Here is a 2,529-nt window from a genome sequence, read left to right as displayed (position 1 = left end):
TCTTCTCTCACGGGAATCTTCACTTTACAGTTGTTGCACAGCTTTCTTACCAGTCGTTGCCCCATGACACCAATCAGTGAGGTCCCCAGCAAGAAGGGATCCACACCCATATTTACCAGTCGGGCCACCGCGCCTGCGGCGCTGTTTGTATGAATAGTCGAGAAAACAAGATGCCCGGTGAGAGATGCCTCAATTGCAAGCTGGGCAGTCTCTCTGTCTCGTATTTCACCAACCATAATTATGTCGGGGTCCTGACGCAAGAAAGATCGCAGGTATCTCGCAAAAGTCAATCCGATGTCCGTATTAACTTGACATTGAGAGATGCCTTCTATAGTGTATTCGACTGGATCTTCAGCGGTCAAGACGTTGACTTTCTCGGAAGTAACCTGGTTAAGAACGGCGACCAAAGTCGTTGATTTTCCGCTTCCGGTAGGTCCTGAGACGAGTATGATGCCATAAGGAGAGCTGATAATGCTCTCGAAACGTTCCCTGTTATAGTCGGAGAGACCCAGATCTTCAAGCTTCTTCTTCGCATTTGATACCCTTAGAATTCTCATAACAACTTTCTCGCCGAAAATCGTTGGCATTGTCGAAACTCTCATATCGAACTGCTCATTGCCTCTCCTAATATAGAACTTTCCATCCTGAGGCATTCTCTTCTCTGAAATATCCAGATTACACATGACTTTGATTCTAGATACAACCGAGTTATGAGCCTTTCTAGGATAACTCAGAACCTTTCTCAAGACCCCGTCGACTCTCAGTCTGGCAACGGCCATTTTCTCGTAGGGCTCCAGATGGACGTCACTGGCATCGCTTCTTATGCCGTTGTCCAGAAGTGAGTTTATGAACTTCGCGACGGGAGTATCATCGGTTTCGTCCTGTTTGTCATCATCAAGATCGATTTCCGAGTGCTGCTCTATGCTGAAAGTATTGTCTATTATCTCGCTAGAAGCAGACTCCTCGTAAGAGGATTTGTAAAGTGCATCAAACATGGGAGGAGGTACGAGAAGAGTGTGTATCTTATTCCCAGTAAGGAACGAGAGCTCTCTGTCTATTTGTGGAACCTTGAGAACATCGGTTGTAACTACTTTCAGAATGTTGCCGTCTGGGGAAAAATCGATTGGAATTACGTTCAGCCTGTCGGCAACTGGCTTGGGAATCATTCTAAGTACTTCCGGCGAAAGCAAGTTAGGGACATCATCCAGTACGTTGAGGCCGTATTGCTTGGAAAGAGAATCGTAGATGTCCTCCCATGAGATGACACCCATTCCCACAAGGACCTCACCAATCGGCTTTCCTACTTTTTTTTGCAGAGCTACGGCCTGCTGGAGAGCATCCTCACTGATCTGTCCTTGATCAATAAGTAGCTCTCCGAGTCTTTTATAGACTCTCAACTACTACTCCTCCTCGTTTATATCCAATCCGAATCTGTAGATCGCTGGAATGTCTGAAGCATCACCCATCAATTCGCCTTCATCGAGTTCCAGACCTGCCGCTATCAAGGTTATATCAAGCTCATCATCGTTCATTTCAGGATCAACGATAAGTCCCAGTTTGACATCCGCATCCTCACTGCAATTCTGTCTAACTATAGCGGCAGCAATATTCATTTCTCTGAGCGTAATATTCTTGGCGGATACGTTGAGAATTATGCCTGTCGCATTATCGATAGGCTTTTCCAGCAAACGACTTTCAAGGGCTCTTCGCGCAGCTTCTTCGGCGCGTCTCTCGCCGGAGCCCACTCCAATACCCAGCATTGCCGTTCCGGCATTTCTCAACACAGACTCGACATCGGCGAAGTCAAGGTTGATATACCCGCGCTTTGTTATAAGCTCGGAGATACCCTTGATTCCGTGATGGAGAGTCTCGTCGGCCTTTGCAAAGGCATCTACGATTGAAGTGTTAGGCGGCAGCTCTTGCAGAAGCTTGTTGTTCGAGATTCTTATTAGCGTGTCCACCGAATTCTTTAGTCTTCTTAATCCTTCATGGGCAGTCTTCAAGCGGGTGTTTCCTTCGAAGAAGAAGGGAGTCGTCACTACGGCGACAGTAAGAATTCCCATCTCTCTGGCTATCGAAGCTACTATTGGAGCCGCACCCGTTCCCGTACCGCCCCCCATGCCTGCAGTGATGAAAAGAAGATCGGTGTCCTCAAGGAATGTTCCGATCTCGTCTACGGACTCCTCGGCGGCTCTTTCACCAACGTTAGGGTTTCCGCCGGCTCCCAGTCCTCTGGTTAGCTCCGTTCCTAGCTGGATTTTCAGCTCGGCCTTGTTGCTCTCAAGGACCTGAATATCCGTATTGGCGGCAATGAATGTTACACCGTGAATCCCCTCGGTGATCATTCTGTTAACAGCATTTCCTCCGGCTCCACCCACGCCAATAACTTTTATTGATGGCAATCTGATTTCAGCATTCTTCTTACCTGTGTCAATCTCAAAGCTCATCATCTACACCTCCAAAGAAGAGGGATTTAATAAAGGATCCGAAACCTTTCTTAGGTCTTTCAACCACGCTCTCTACAGCTTC

The 2,529-nt window shown here is 47.5% G+C and carries 2 protein-coding genes; both read right to left on the bottom strand.

From position 1 onward, the window contains the following. Positions 1–1,397: type II/IV secretion system protein (locus ENN47_02560; GenBank protein ID HDP77069.1), on the bottom strand; the 1,397-nt coding region annotated here is incomplete at its 3' end. A 3-nt stretch (positions 1,398–1,400) separates the two neighbouring features. Continuing rightward, entirely contained in the window at positions 1,401–2,450 is a 1,050-nt protein-coding gene (ftsZ, locus tag ENN47_02555; GenBank protein ID HDP77068.1) for a cell division protein FtsZ, read from the bottom strand. Positions 2,451–2,529 lie beyond the last annotated feature (79 nt).

Source organism: Mesotoga infera (assembly GCA_011045915.1).
Lineage (GTDB): Bacteria > Thermotogota > Thermotogae > Petrotogales > Kosmotogaceae > Mesotoga > Mesotoga infera_D.
This window is presented reverse-complemented; position numbering and strand designations above follow the sequence as displayed.

Excerpts from the sequence above, each read along its gene's own strand:
- ftsZ (HDP77068.1), bottom strand. The coding sequence starts at position 2,450 with ATGATGAGCTTTGAGATTGACACAGGTAAGAAGAATGCTGAAATCAGA.